Genomic DNA, 13,503 nt, shown 5'->3' on the forward strand with positions numbered 1-13,503 from the left:
CCCACCGGCAATGCATCTGATGATTTGCAGGCGAAGCCTGCACTCCATCCTTAAGTTGATGTATAGAAAGCTACCCTATAACCCTAAAAATTCACAAACTATGCCGAATAGCTTGAACGGTCGCTTCAGTTAACGGTTGCCTTCTATGGTCTAGAATCACGCCATCCAGTTTTTCGGCCAGCAAGCTGATCGTTTCTATGTAGTCGTCAAAAACGGCCGGTGCATCATCCAATGCTTCGGGCTGCATAAAAAACACGATGCCGGGGCAGTAAAACTTGTCCAAATCCTTATCAGGAAAAGTGCCCGGCTCTACAATACAGGCAACGCCGAAATCGACCAGCCGGTTAGAGTCCAGGCGTTCGAATATTTTTAAACTGCCGTATTCTAGCCCGACCATTTCAAAAGCTTCGACCAAATCAACGCCGTTAAAATCTTCGTCTGCCTTGGTAATAATACTGAACTGGATAATCGCCGGCGCGGCGGCACGTGGCGGCGGCTCTACGTCGTCGTCCGCTTCATAGTAGTCCTCTTCATCGTCTTCGTCATAATAACGATCCGACTTGTCATGAGCATGATGAGCACCGGCATTACTTTTAGCCGCCCCCAGCGGAGCAATATCAAAATCGTCAAGAGTATCATCCGCCGTTAACGATTGATCGTCAGCGTCATCATAAAACTCCAACTCTTCCTGAGCTTTCTTATCTTTTATATATGCCCAAATCAGCATGCCGATAACTACAACCATACCGGTTGCAATAATTACAATTCTTAAAATTTCTTTATCCATTAGATTTCCGCCAGACTCACTGCTTCTTCAATATCAACTGCGACCATCCGGGACACGCCCGGCTCTTTCATAGTAACACCTGCCAGCTGTTTTGCAATTTCCATAGTGACTTTGTTATGGGAAATATACAGAAACTGTACCGATGCCGACATTTCTTCTACCATCTTTGAAAACCGTCCAACATTAGCATCATCCAAGGGTGCATCGACTTCATCCAACAAACAAAAAGGCGCCGGATTGAGCTCGAAAATCGAGAACACCAAGGCGACCGCTGTTAACGCTTTCTCTCCACCCGATAACAAATGAATGGAGCTGTTTTTCTTACCGGGCGGTCTGGCAATAATATTTACGCCCGATTCCAGCTCATCCTGCTCGGTCAATTCCAGATAAGCATGACCGCCGCCGAATAACTTGGGAAATTTTTCCTGCAAGCCGGCGTTTATTTTATCGAATGTTTCTTTAAAGCGCAGCCGACTTTCTTTATCGATCTTGCTGATCGCCTGATCCAGGGTCTGCAATGCCTCGACTAAATCGGCATGTTGTTCGTTAAGAAAACTCATCCGCTCGGATTGCGCCTTGTATTCTTCTATAGCTGTCAGATTAATGGTACCTAATCTTTCGATTTGAGCCAATAAGTCGTCGACCGTTCTTTTCCAACTGTTTTCTTCGGCCTGTTCCGGCAATTTTTGCAGCACCTGTTCAACATCCGCATCGATTTCTTTAAGCTGTTCGTTGACGGTTTGCTGACGTACCTTGCTTTCCTGCAACTCAAAACGGATCGTGTCCAACGCTTCTTTTTGCTTTTCCAAGGCCCGTTGCGTCTTGATATGTTGTTCGGATAAACGGGTTATTTCGGCTTCAAGGTCGTCTTGAAGCTGGCGTTGTTTTTTCAAGCGCGTCTCCAATTGTTCCTTATCGATAATCATCTGGTCCAGCTGCTTTTTTTCCTCGTCCATCGGCGTCAGCGTTTGGTGCAGATTAAGCTCCAGCTCGGCGATGCGTTCAACCGACTGCTGATGTTGCAGCCGCAAACGCTCCAGCTGTTTGCCGGTTAAAGCTTCGGAAGAACGCAGCGATTCAATTTGTGCTTTGATGCTGTAAACCTGCTGTCGGGCTTCATTGACAGACTGATCGATGCGCTGTTGTTCGGATTGCAATGCCTGATTCGATGCTTCCAGACTCTGCTTTTTTTGCTCCTGCTCAACCATGACCTGCTCGGCCTGCTCCTGCAACATCTGGGATTCGGCAAGCGTCTCCGCATTTTCCGCGACCTCGCGGCTAATATCGTCAATATCGTTACAAACCTGCTCCAGACGGCGCTGTTGGTGTTCCAGCCGGGCGGAGTGCGCACTGAACTCTGCGCTTTTTACCGACAATTCACTGCCAAGACTATTATCTTGTTGTTGAATCGATTCGCGCGTGACTTCCGCATCTTTCAAACCGGTTTCAACGTTTTCCAGTTGGTCCTCAAAAGCTTCAATTTCGATATGCAGCTCTTCCTGGCGCTGTTTTAGCAGGCGTAACTCTTTTTCGCGCTGCAACACACCGGTTTTGCTGTCTTTGGCGCGTATGATTTTTATCCAGCCGGAACCGAACCAAGTGCCGTCCGGAGTGATGACCGATTCGTGCGCTTTGAGTTGAGCGGATAACGTTCTTGCCATTTCGGCATCATCAACGCAATAAACGCCGGCCAGCAAATTGCTCAAATCCCACGGCGCCTTTACTTTATCCAGTAATTTTGTAGGGGCGACTTCATTCGCCCATTCCGCCTGCTGGGCGACTGAAGTCGCCCCTACAAACCGGGTCTCAACCAACATCAACGATTCATCCGTCAAACGCTGCAAGCCTGGAATAACCTGGTCGGCGCTTTCTATACAAATCGCCTCAAGATAACTGCCGAGTACCGTTTCAACCGCCTTATCCCAGCCTGCCTGCACATCCAAAAACTCGGCCAGACGCCGGTTTTCGGCCAAATCCACAGACGACAACCATGCGCTCAGATGCTTGTTATCCTTACCCATCGCATGCTGCTGCAATAATTCCAGCGAGGTGATTTTGCCTTTTACGCTTTGCATTTCCGAGCGGCGCGTATGCAGCGCATCATGATATTGCTTGATCTGTTGCCGCTGTTCGCGAATCTGCCGATGCAGGTCTTCAAGTTGCTGCTGAAGCTCCGAGCGCTGTTCCTCGATGATTTCGATGCCGGCGTCCAGCGATTCAATCTCGCTTTGCAAGTCGCTCGATTCCAGCTCACTGCGCTCGCTTTGCAACTTATCCAGCCGGATTTGCAACTGGCGGTTCTGGTTTTCCAGCTGTACGTTTTTTACCCGCTGCACCTCGGCCTGCTCTTTATAGCTTGAGCTGGTCGTCCGGTACGTTTCCCATTGCTCCTGCCAGGAACTTTTTTGCTGCTGCATTTCCTGTTGATTGTATAAAACGTCTTCCTGTCTTTCTTCGGCAACAATCAACGCTTCTTCCGCTTCAAACAAAGCTTCTTTAATCTCTTCCAACTGCTGCACATCGGCTTCGAGTTCTTTTAACGACTGATCGGCCTGTTGACGCAAACGATTGATTTCGACTGTAGTTTGTTCGCGGCTGCTTTCGCTGTGCTTGATGGTCTGCTCCAGGCCGCTGACCTCGGCGACAATCTGGTAATAATCGCCCTGAGAGCTGTTAGTCTGCTGTTGCTGGGTCTTATGCTCGGCGCGCTTGGCTTCGATGGTGTTATCGATGTCGCGCAGCTCGACAAACAAGCGATTATGCTCGTGAGCCACTTCCTGCAATCTTTCATCCAGCTTTTTCGCGGCCTGATGATAAGTATTCCAGCGCATCGCCAATAGCTCCAGCTTGAATTGGCGTTCCTGCTTTTTAAGCTCGGTATATTTTTCGGCTTTTTCGGCTTGTTTTTGTAGATGCTTGATTTGTTTTTCAACTTCGTCGCGCAAATCGTCAAGCCGCTCAAGGTTCTCGCGGGTATGTTTCATCCGGGTTTCGGTTTCGCTACGGCGTTCCTTATATTTGGATACGCCCGCCGCCTCTTCGATATGAACCCTTAAATCCTCGGGCTTGGCTTCAACCATCCGGGAAATCGTGCCCTGCTCGATGATCGCATAACTTCTGGAACCTAAACCGGTACCTAAAAATATGTCGGTAATGTCTTTACGGCGGCAGCGCGAACCATTCAGCATAAACACCGAGGTACCGTCGCGACTGACTTGGCGCTTAATTGCAATCGTATCGTATTGGGAATATTCGCCGCCGAGCTTGCTGTCGGTATTATTAAAAACCAGCTCGACCGAAGCCGTACTGACCGGTTTACGCCCCGACGAACCGTTAAAAATCACATCGGCCATACTACCGCCGCGCAAATGCTTGGCGGAGCTTTCGCCCATCACCCAGCGCACCGCATCAATAATGTTGGATTTACCGCAGCCGTTCGGCCCTACAATGGCGGTCAAATTACCGCTAATCGGTATGACCGTTGGATCAACAAAGGATTTAAAACCTGAAAGCTTGATTTTTTCCAGTTTCATAGTACTGGTATGAATATCTCAACAGTTGCATTAAAATGACCGGCTATTATTAACGATAATTAGCCTAGTATCGAATTTTTTATACATCTCATTCATATATAAGCAAAAAATGACAACACAACCAAGCAAAGATCTGGAAACTTTTGACAACCCGCAACCGGGCCGCGATTACACCATCCGCATTGATATACCTGAGTTTACTTGCCTGTGCCCAAAAACAGGCCAACCGGATTTCGCCACCATCCAGATCGAATACGTACCGGGCGCATCATGCGTAGAACTCAAAGCGCTTAAGCTGTATATGTGGGCATTCAGGGATCAAGGCGCATTCCATGAAGCCGTCACCAATGAAATCCTTGATGACATCGTTAAAGCCATAGCGCCTAATTTCATGCGTATCCGCGCCGAGTTCAATGTGCGCGGCGGCATCTACACCACCGTCGTCGTGGAACACAGAAACCCCGATTGGCAAGCACCGGAATTGGTAACCTTGCCGTAAGGCATCATGGCTAAGACCTATTACACCTCGGACATTGCCGTCGCATTAAAATACGACGGCAAAAACGCGCCCAAGGTTACCGCCAAAGGATCAGGTCTTACCGCAGAACAAATCTTAGCAATAGCCGAACATCACGGAATACCGCTGCAAACCGAGCCGGAACTGGCAAGAATCCTGGCCCAGATTCCGTTAGGCGATGAAATCCCCAATGAACTCTATGTTGCCGTCGCGGAAATTATCGCTTTTGCGTATTTTTTAAGCGGCAAGACACCCGACAATTACAAACCATGAACTTTAAAGAAGCCCTGACCACCCTGCCTCAATACGTATTGCCTCATCACGCCTTGTCCAGCATGATGAGCAAACTGACCCACTGCGAAAACAAAGCCTTTAAAAACCTGTTCATCAATCAGATCATCAAGCATTACGGCGTCAACATGGATGAAGCGCTGGAGCAGGACATCAATGCCTACAAGAGCTTTAACCACTTTTTCACTCGCGAACTAAAACCCGGCGTTAGACAGTTCAGCAGCCAAACAAATGCGATCGTCTGCCCTGCCGACGGCGCAGTCAGCCAAGCCGGAGATATTACCGACGGTCAAATCTTCCAGGCCAAAGGCAAAAGCTTTACCGCAACCGATTTGCTGGGCGGCGATGCAGCCCGCGCCGAACCGTTTAACAACGGCATATTCACCACCATCTACCTGTCGCCCAAAGACTATCACCGCCTGCACATGCCGCTAACAGGCACCTTGCGGGAAATGGTGCATATCCCCGGCCGTTTGTTCAGCGTCAACGCGGCTACCACCAATTCCTTGCCCGGATTATTCGCCAGAAACGAGCGCGTCGCAGCGATATTCGACACCGAAATAGGCCCGATGGCTTTGGTGCTGGTCGGCGCAATCTTCGTGTCCAGCGTGGAAACCGTCTGGCATGGCGTGGTTACGCCGCCGAGCGTTACCACAGTGCAAAATTGGCAATATGGCGATGATGCACCTACGTTGAAAATCGGTGAAGAAATGGGACGGTTTAATATGGGCTCTACGATTATTGTTTTGTTCGGCAAGGATAAGGCGGAGTGGGATGCCGAGTTTAAAGCGGAAAAGACGGTTAAGTTGGGGGAGTTGATTGGGAAGGTTGTTGCCCCCCCGTTTGACTAACCAAGTTTTTGTACATACAATAACCATGAACATCATTTTTGACATCACTAAAAATTCCAGCAATATTCACAAACATGGTTTTTCTTTGGCTGATGCCGCCTTGATTGAATGGAATAGCGCAGTTACTTGGCTGGATGTCAGGCATGATTATCAGGAACCGCGTATGATCGGATTAGGTTACATCAAAGAACGACTATTTTGCGTGGTGTTTGTTGATCATGCTGATGAGCGCCGTATTATCAGTTTAAGAAAAGCCAACCAACGAGAGGTTAAACGTTATGCCAACACTTAAGCCCGGCACACTTATCCCCACCGACGAAGAAGATGCTGACATTACCGCCGCAGCTTTGTCTGATCCTGACGCCTTGCCTTTAACCGAAGCGGAATGGAAAGACGTTAAACCACTATTGCGCGTGGGTGGCAGACCTAAAGCCGAAGTCACTAAAGAACGTATTACTATTCGACTATCGCCTGATGTGCTGGCCGTTTTTAAAGCAACCGGCAAAGGCTGGCAATCGCGTATTGATGCTGCTTTAAAAGAGTGGGTGCAAGAGCATCACTGCCATTAGCGTTGATGTCGGGCATAAAATATACCTGACCAAATAGACTTATTCCCGCCTAGCTAAGCCAAGAAATTTTTAAGTCATGTAGGCCGGAATAAACCAGTTCGAGCGGTAGTGAGAAATGATGTTCCCGGCAAACACTTCCCAAACTGCCGCAGAAAGCGTAGCTCAAGATGAAACATTACAGATCAGAATATCCGAACCATGTGCACCAGCTCACAGTGAGCGTATCGAAACATTTTTACGCTACAAAGGATGGCAAAATAAAATACCAACACAAGCCAATGGAAGTTCGTTTGGATAATGTTCACGCAAGCAATAGAACTCACCTTGTTCACTACATTGTCAGAGATCATTGTTCTGGCTTATTTTTTGCGGATATTTCTCCATCGAATAAAATGCCTTCGCTTGAAAAATTTTTGATGAGTGCATGGGGTAAAAAAGAAGATTATTCGTTTTGTGGAATTCCTGAGTTAATGATGATTCCAAAAACAGTTGAGACATTCTTTCCTGACATTATTCAATCAATCAACTCTCTCGGCATTAGTCTCGTCAAAGTTACAAGTGGGTTTCAAGGCGGAATCATAAATACTAAAAGTGTTGAAAACTGGCTAAAACTTTCATGTGATAAACCGGTCGAAACTGCTTCTATTGAAGCTCATCATATTTCAATAATTATGGCAAAGGAAAAATCGAGGAACGGAGTTGATGACAAAATATCGCTATGGGAAAAACATGTTAACGACCTTCGCTACCCTCCGGCTGATTGGGGACGCAAGGCCTAACGAATATAGTTATTCCCATAGACCGGAATAAACCAGTTCGTGCGAAAGCGAGAATTGGCGTTTCCGGCAAACACCTCCCAAACTCGCCGGAAACGCCATCTCGCACTACGCGCTTGCTGGTCTTATTCCAGCCTACTCCAATGTTTTGAAGATATTTACTTAACGTTTGTTTGGCAACTCAAGATAATTCTACCAAGCACTGACAATCCACAGCCCCTTTCACAGGAGAATCCGACTATGTCCGAACTAACCAACACTGTCCACCTTCACCGTGTGCTCCGCTCGACGCCCGAGCGTGTCTATCGGGCATTTCTCGATCCCGACGCGAAGGTGAAGTGGCTTCCGCCACATGGATTCACCGGCAAGGTTCATCACATGGACGCAAGAGTTGGGGGCGGCTATCGAATGTCGTTCACCAACTTCAGCACAGGCAAGAGCCATTCTTTCGGTGGCAAATACACCGAGCTCACTCCTCATACACTGATTAAATATACCGACCAGTTTGATGACCCCAATATGCCGGGCGAGATGCAGGTCACAGTCTCGCTAAAAGAGGTCGCTTGCGGAACTGAGCTGACGATAACTCAGCAAGGGATTCCGTCAGCAATACCGGTCGAATTCTGCTACCTTGGCTGGCAGGAATCATTGTCGCTGCTTGCAAATCTAGTCGAGCCGGAAATTCCGGATGGCGCGTAGCTGTTTGCAAGCTTAGTGCCTATCAAGTTCGATTCAATGAAAGCGCAGCAATCTGCTGTCGAGTTACATAACATCCCACTTAAAGGGACGCGCCTATTCTTGGCGGTTTTTAAAGTTTGTAGTTCCGTAGGCCGGAATAAGCTGGTTCAAGCGTCAGCAAGAACAGGCGTTTCCGGTCTACATCACCTTATTTCAACGGCAAGTAAATATCCGTAATCAACTCATGTTCCGCAACTTCCGGAAACAGGTTTACATAGTGAAAAAAGCAGGGAAAATCGCGAAGCTCCTGACCGTTAGTCGGCAACCATTCCCTATACAAGTAACGCACTTTATCATCCATCTCTTCGCGAGAACCTAAATGCCGGATTAACGCGCAACGGCCGCCGGGAATGATCTTGTTTATAACCCGTTGAGAATTAGACGGCACATCTGTTTTGACCGAACCGCAAATATCGAATCTGAACTTTTCGGGTTCTGTCGTCTTGGGGTCATCGTAAGCGACACCATAGCTTTGACTGGTTGTAACCGGGGACAATTTACTTTGCTTCCGCCATTCGATAAAAATGCTTACCGAATCATTAAGTAATTCCGGCGCTCCGCGGTGCTCTAATACAGCAACTTTGGTTTCATCAAAGTCAATAACTTGTATGTTCATGTTTTGTTTCCTCTCAATAGTTGGAAATTGATATTTTTCGTTCCAGGATTTCCATTCAGGTTGCTGTCTGAATTGAGAGGGCGTTTGTCCGAAGATATTTTTAAATGCGCGGGAAAACGATTCTGGATTTTCAAAACCTGCATCCATTGCAATGTCGATAATCCGGTAGTTCTCGTTAAAAACAAGCTGATAGGATGCGCGTTTCAATCGCATCATCAAGATGAATTTAGCAACATTAATACCGGTATATTCAGCAAATTGCCGGTGAAAGTGATACTTGGAAAAATTTGCAACCTGGCTTAGTCTATCAACGGATAAGTCTTCATCGAGGTGCTCGCTGATATAATTGCACACTCTATCGATCTTCTTCGTATATGACTTTGTCGATTCCTCACTCACAGCAGCCGCCCCCTCAATTAGGGTCATATTGTGCCTTTGTTCGATGCCGACAGCCTGACTGAAATTGCTATTTATCAATAAAATCTTGGCTAAGCCAAAGCGAAAAATTTCCGCACGAGCTCATCCCTGCACACGCTTTTCTTTCGGCAGCACGCCAAAATAATAAACCGCGAGAAACGCAAAACCGATACCGAAAAAAACTTTCGAAAAGGGTCTAAAGCTATCGTCGAAAAAGAACTCCCCGATCATCCAAACCGCATTGCCGCATATCCAGCTGCTGACGGCTAAGTTATGAAACAGGTTTGCGGTGTTTTTTCGTCCCAGCCAGGTAATATGAAAAGCCGCCGCAACCGTCGGCACGATCATGAAAATACCTTCCAGTCTCCATTCCATCAGCCAACAGGTATCCTTCAACAGCCATAGCACAATGTGAAAGTTTTCATATTCGCGAAGTTTCGTCTCTATCATTCGGCAAACCTTATTCAACCCAATTTTTTGCTCTTTCCAGAGCTTTAAGCTAATGTCGTCTTAACGATATAACATACTGAAACATTTTAAAATATTCACTGCACCAATGCGTTGAATTGCGAAAAAAAGCAACCCAAGCTACCCGGCTCTGTTATGCTAGACGCAGCTCTTTGGCATGCCCTCCTCCCAAACCGGACTTCGGGGTGCCCCCCGCGAGTGCCTTTTCGGCCTGTATGCCTCTTCTCATGAAGTTTTGTGCCCGTTCGATCAGAACATTTTCCTGATGCACAACCCGTTCCCCTATGAGAAGAAATCACTATGCCCGGTTACCATGTCAAATACCAGACCGCCACCGTTGGCGGTACGGATTACCTGATTCGTTCCCTGTTAAACCTTCAGCAATATTCCGATCCCCAAGGCGAAGCTGAACTCGCCGGTATTTCATCCGCCAGTTGGTCGCTATTCGGTCATATCTGGCCGTCAGCCCGGATTCTTGCAGAAGCCATGCATACCTTTGACCTGACCGGAAAGCGCATCCTTGAAATCGGCGCCGGTCTCGCCTTGGCGAGTTTGGTCATCCATCGCCGAGCCGGGGACATGACCGTCAGCGATTGGCATCCCTTAAGCCAGGCTTTTCTGAAAGAGAATCTTCTGCTGAATAAACTGGGACCGCTGAAATACCAAACAGGAAACTGGGAGAGCGCTAACCCTGAACTGGGCCAGTTCGACCTGATCATCGGCAGCGATGTTCTTTATGAACGACAGCAGCCCGGCCAGCTCGCCGCATTCATCGATCGTCATGCAGCGCCCTCTGCCCAAGTCATTATCGTTGACCCGGATCGCGGCAACCGTGTCGGTTTTTGCCGGGAAATGACCGGACTGGGTTATGACTACACGACCCGGCGCGCCAACAGTTTCATCGAAAACGGCGAGCCGTTTAAGGGACGTTTTCTGACGTTTACCCGATCACTGGAATTGGAATTCTCATAATGACCTTACTCCAGCCACACTCTATAGGTTTTACTGCCGTCGTCGAAAACAAACAGTTGTTGAGGGATAATGCCGTTGGCGCGGATTGAATCACGCAACTGTTTTAGATCGATTTTTCCCGCTTCTTTAATGCGTTCCAAAACGTCTTCGGGAATGAGGTGTTCCAAATCCAGCACCGCTTCGGCAGGCATTTTAACTGCAACACGCTGTTCGCCGTTTTCGCTGACGCGCACGCAAAGCATGGTTGCTTGCTGATCGAAGCTCAACGCATGAACTGACGGTTCATGCTGGATGACGGGCAGTTGATAAGCTAAAGCCTGTTGGATAAGTTCAGGGCCGACCGCTTGTTGCAATAGAATCCACCACGGCAGCTTAACGTCCAGCTGTTGCAATTGCTGGATCAACCCCTGAAAGGCGCGCATCAGTAAAAACAGGTCGGAAGGTCCGGCTGACCGAAACCACCACCGGTAATCGCCGAGCAGGTCGTTAACTGCCTGGCCTAATTGCCACTGCTCGGGATCAAACGCATGATTCAACAGAAAAGGCCGGAATAATATCTGGCATAACGCAGGCAACGAACCGCTGATCGGGAGCAATTTTTTACTGTCGAAACCCAGCGCCGCAAAACAGTCCAGCGGTTTGGTAGGGTTCCGTTCGCGACAACCGACAATCAACTTGAGTAGCGCCAGCCTGCGTTGTTCGGCAATGGTAATAGTGCAACCGTAGTCGAGCAATGTAACTTGCGGCTGGGCGCTTTCATTACGGCTATAAAAAATATTGCCGGGATGCGGGTCGCCATGCACTTCGCCCGCAACGAACAAACTTTTAAACAGCGTCATCATCAACGTTTGACCGATAGCTCGCCGATCCTGTTCCGGCCAGCTGCCGATCTTGTCGATCAACACGCCCTCTGCCCTGCTTTGCACCAAAACGCGTTCGCGGCATAAATCCATATACACTTTTGGAACTTCCAGCCCTGTAACCTGGACAGTCCGGCCAAAATAATCCTGTCTTTGGGCTTCCGATCGGTAATCAAGCTCGCGCCGCATGTTGTCGCGCAGGCTTTTTTTATACGCATCAAGATCAAAGCCCCAGCGATTAACCGGCCCGACGCCGGGCATTAGGCCGACAAGACGTAATTCGGCATCGACTGCATCGCCAATGTCGGGATAACGAATTTTTACCGCGACCTTGTCGCCGTTTTTAAGTACGGCTGGATGCACTTGTCCGAGGGAGGCGGCCGCGATGGCTTGATCGATAGAGCGGAAAACGTTTTTGACCGGCTGCCCGAGTTCTTCTTCAAGCACGGGAAGCATGGCTTTCAACGGCAACGGCTCTATGCCTTCAACGAGTTCCTGGAAAGGCGTCGCACCATCGGTACCCGCAAATAACTGGCCGACTTTCATAGTGATGCCGCGCGCGTCGGCAAATAGCCCGGCAAGCGCGCGTTTGGCGAGTAAACGTTCGGTCTCGCCTTGGCTACGCTGAAGTTTTTTGGCTGCCAGACCGATGCGGAAAAATTTCAAGGCGCGTTTTACGGTTTTGAGGAGAGTCACGTTAGTTGAGTGTTGTGGTTTCTACAATTGAACAGCTATTGATCTAAAGACTGTTCAACTGTCTAGCAATGCGAGAAAAACCTCTGATTCTTTAGGAAAAGCAGTCTGCAGTAACTGCACCGGCATACTATAGCGCTCAAGCAATTCTTCCAGCTTTGCTTGGTCCTTTACCGAAGTTTCGGCGATAAGTTTAAATTCTGCGGCTGCATTCGCCTGTTTTAGAATAAATCCATAAGTTGAACATTCGCCATAGGACTTTTCATTAATCTGTTCCTCAAACGCCAGTAATAAATAATCCGGCATATCCCACTGCCTGGCCATTTTAATAGACAGCTCCATAGAGTGTTGACTGACAATATTGGAAAAAACGCAGCCTCGCGGGTTGATATCGGGGTTTTTACGCAAGGTATCGACTAATAAGCGAAAGATGATCAACTTACCGACATCGTGCAACAATCCCACAATATAGGCATTAAACGGGTCGGCTGTACCGGAGTGCCTTGATAATGTCTGGCAAGCTTGAGCACAATCCACGGAATGTTTCCAAAGGTATTGACCGTACATTTTGAAATAAATCGGCGGTATATTCATCATGTCTTTGAATAAAACCACATTGATCACCATCCTCAAGGTATTAAAGCCAAGCATCAGCACTGCCCTATCGAGATTCTCGATAGGCTCTTGCCCTACGCGAAACGATGGGCTATTCGCCATACGCAAGACTTCCAAGGTAATGGCGGGATCCTGCTTCAGATGATCCAGTATGCACTCCTGGGTAACGTTTTTATCGGCTAGTTCTTTTATCAACATCATGCCCACTGCCGGCAGGCGCGGAACGGCTGAGTCGGGAATATCGCCCGCCATAAATTGCTCTAATTTTTTGATAATCGAGAGCTCGGCTTCATTGGGAGGCAATTCGTCTTGTATGCTGACCTCTAATAAAAAATCGCTGAAACTATCTCCCAATAGCCGGCAATCTTTATCATTCATGTCTTTTTTAGCCGGCGGTGTGATTTTGGGCTGAGCGGCAATACTGGATAATACTTGAGTTTCAGGTACAGATACGGGCGTTGATGGGGTTTGTTTTGTCTGTGGTTCGGAAGAGAATAATTTTCCAAATAAGCGGTTAGTGAAAGTCAACGTCTTCTCCTTGAATATTGTATATATAGGAATTAATTATTATTTTTAAGTCCCGCGCAGGGCCTGATCCCAACATCTTCTCAAGGCTCTTGCGCAGGCCTATATTACTGATAGCTCGTCCAAAGCGGCATCCGGCTAATAAGCTGCACCCTTGTTATAGAGAGCCTATAAGCCATGCCGATAATGGGGTTGTATTATAGCAAGTTTTGCTCATTCTCAAGCTCCAGAGACTGTGAAAGTATTTTTGAAAATATGACGCATACTATTTTAGT

Annotated in this window: 14 protein-coding genes; 8 read left to right on the forward strand and 6 right to left on the reverse strand. The window is 47.9% G+C overall.

Annotated features, from left to right (window positions below):
- Nucleotides 1-91: 91 nt before the first annotated feature.
- Together V7051_RS12540 and smc are read right to left on the reverse strand one after the other, a co-directional pair.
- On the reverse strand, nucleotides 92-787 hold the full coding sequence (locus V7051_RS12540; protein ID WP_333875262.1) for a cell division protein ZipA C-terminal FtsZ-binding domain-containing protein: 696 nt from the start codon (nucleotides 785-787) through the stop codon (nucleotides 92-94).
- Nucleotides 787-4,320, reverse strand: a complete 3,534-nt coding sequence (gene smc / locus V7051_RS12545) for a chromosome segregation protein SMC (RefSeq protein WP_333875261.1) — start codon at nucleotides 4,318-4,320, stop codon at nucleotides 787-789. The genes V7051_RS12540 and smc overlap by 1 nt, the downstream gene beginning before the upstream one ends.
- Nucleotides 4,321-4,429: 109 nt before the next feature.
- Between smc and queF the strand changes: the two genes are divergently transcribed.
- The 7 genes from queF to V7051_RS12580 all read left to right on the forward strand — a co-directional run bounded on the left by queF (nucleotide 4,430) and on the right by V7051_RS12580 (nucleotide 8,023).
- Entirely contained in the window at nucleotides 4,430-4,819 is a 390-nt protein-coding gene (queF, locus tag V7051_RS12550) for a preQ(1) synthase (RefSeq protein WP_333875260.1), read from the forward strand.
- Nucleotides 4,820-4,825: 6 nt separating this feature from the next.
- Complete coding sequence (locus tag V7051_RS12555) at nucleotides 4,826-5,110, forward strand: EscU/YscU/HrcU family type III secretion system export apparatus switch protein (RefSeq protein WP_333875259.1); 285 nt, start codon at nucleotides 4,826-4,828, stop codon at nucleotides 5,108-5,110.
- The gene (gene asd, locus V7051_RS12560; protein WP_333875258.1) at nucleotides 5,107-5,979 is read left to right on the forward strand and encodes an archaetidylserine decarboxylase; all 873 of its coding nucleotides are present in this window, start codon (nucleotides 5,107-5,109) and stop codon (nucleotides 5,977-5,979) included. Before V7051_RS12555 ends, asd begins: the two co-directional genes overlap by 4 nt.
- A gap of 25 nt (nucleotides 5,980-6,004) precedes the next feature.
- Entirely contained in the window at nucleotides 6,005-6,271 is a 267-nt protein-coding gene (locus tag V7051_RS12565; RefSeq protein ID WP_333875257.1) for a BrnT family toxin, read from the forward strand.
- Complete coding sequence (locus V7051_RS12570) at nucleotides 6,258-6,548, forward strand: BrnA antitoxin family protein (RefSeq protein WP_333875256.1); 291 nt, start codon at nucleotides 6,258-6,260, stop codon at nucleotides 6,546-6,548. Before V7051_RS12565 ends, V7051_RS12570 begins: the two co-directional genes overlap by 14 nt.
- Nucleotides 6,549-6,715: 167 nt before the next feature.
- The gene (locus V7051_RS12575; protein WP_333875255.1) at nucleotides 6,716-7,327 is read left to right on the forward strand and encodes a hypothetical protein; all 612 of its coding nucleotides are present in this window, start codon (nucleotides 6,716-6,718) and stop codon (nucleotides 7,325-7,327) included.
- 237 nt (nucleotides 7,328-7,564) lie between these two features.
- Nucleotides 7,565-8,023: an SRPBCC family protein gene (locus tag V7051_RS12580; RefSeq protein ID WP_333875254.1), complete on the forward strand. Its 459-nt coding sequence runs from the start codon at nucleotides 7,565-7,567 to the stop codon at nucleotides 8,021-8,023.
- A 187-nt stretch (nucleotides 8,024-8,210) separates the two neighbouring features.
- Here the strand turns inward: V7051_RS12580 and V7051_RS12585 are convergent, their stop codons facing one another.
- Nucleotides 8,211-9,104: an AraC family transcriptional regulator gene (locus V7051_RS12585; RefSeq protein ID WP_333875253.1), complete on the reverse strand. Its 894-nt coding sequence runs from the start codon at nucleotides 9,102-9,104 to the stop codon at nucleotides 8,211-8,213.
- A 93-nt stretch (nucleotides 9,105-9,197) separates the two neighbouring features.
- On the reverse strand, nucleotides 9,198-9,545 hold the full coding sequence (locus tag V7051_RS12590; protein WP_333875252.1) for a hypothetical protein: 348 nt from the start codon (nucleotides 9,543-9,545) through the stop codon (nucleotides 9,198-9,200).
- A 318-nt stretch (nucleotides 9,546-9,863) separates the two neighbouring features.
- Between V7051_RS12590 and V7051_RS12595 the strand changes: the two genes are divergently transcribed.
- Complete coding sequence (locus V7051_RS12595; RefSeq protein ID WP_333875251.1) at nucleotides 9,864-10,535, forward strand: class I SAM-dependent methyltransferase; 672 nt, start codon at nucleotides 9,864-9,866, stop codon at nucleotides 10,533-10,535.
- Between the two features lie 5 nt (nucleotides 10,536-10,540).
- Here V7051_RS12595 and V7051_RS12600 read toward each other — a convergent pair whose 3' ends face one another.
- Nucleotides 10,541-12,091 (reverse strand): ABC1 kinase family protein, encoded by a 1,551-nt coding sequence (locus V7051_RS12600; protein WP_333875250.1) that lies wholly within the window; start codon nucleotides 12,089-12,091, stop codon nucleotides 10,541-10,543.
- 54 nt (nucleotides 12,092-12,145) lie between these two features.
- Nucleotides 12,146-13,231 (reverse strand): HDOD domain-containing protein, encoded by a 1,086-nt coding sequence (locus V7051_RS12605; protein WP_333875249.1) that lies wholly within the window; start codon nucleotides 13,229-13,231, stop codon nucleotides 12,146-12,148.
- Nucleotides 13,232-13,503 lie beyond the last annotated feature (272 nt).

Origin of the sequence: Methylobacter sp. (genome assembly GCF_036845245.1) — a bacterium.
Lineage (GTDB): Bacteria > Pseudomonadota > Gammaproteobacteria > Methylococcales > Methylomonadaceae > Methylobacter_A.